Origin of the sequence: Mycetohabitans sp. B2 (assembly GCF_021733735.1) — a bacterium.
Taxonomy (GTDB): Bacteria; Pseudomonadota; Gammaproteobacteria; order Burkholderiales; family Burkholderiaceae; genus Mycetohabitans; species Mycetohabitans rhizoxinica.
Genome location: NZ_JAHKSP010000093.1, coordinates 1 through 424, shown reverse-complemented (window position 1 = coordinate 424; position 424 = coordinate 1). Strand labels below are relative to the sequence as shown.

Below are 424 nucleotides of genomic sequence, written 5' to 3'. Positions count from 1 at the left end.
CGCACGGCACTGGAGGCGCAAGCGCATCAGGACTTGCCGTTCGAGCAGGTGGTGGAGATTGCGCAGCCGCCGAGGCGGCTGGATCATACGCCGCTGTTCCAAGTGATGTTCGTGTGGCAGAGCAACGAGCGCGGCACGTGGGCCTTGCCGGGGCTGGAGGTCACGTCCGCTGGCCGGGACCACGAGGTGGCCAAGTTCGATTTGAACCTGCACATGCATGAAGTCGGTGGAGAGATGATCGGCGTTCTGCACTATGCGACGGCGTTGTTCGATCACGCGACGATCGAGCGGCACGTCGGCTATCTGCAAACGATGTTGCAGGCGATGGCCGCTGACACATCGCACCCGGTGACGCGCGTCGACTTGCTGTCGCCGGCCGAGCGCACGTTGCTGCTGCAGACGTGGAACGCGACGCAGCGGGACT

1 protein-coding gene is annotated in these 424 nt (G+C 64.4%); it reads left to right on the top strand.

From position 1 onward, the window contains the following. Positions 1 to 424, top strand: a 424-nt coding sequence (locus tag KPG66_RS16850; RefSeq protein WP_237071595.1) for a condensation domain-containing protein, incomplete at both ends; no start/stop codon positions are given.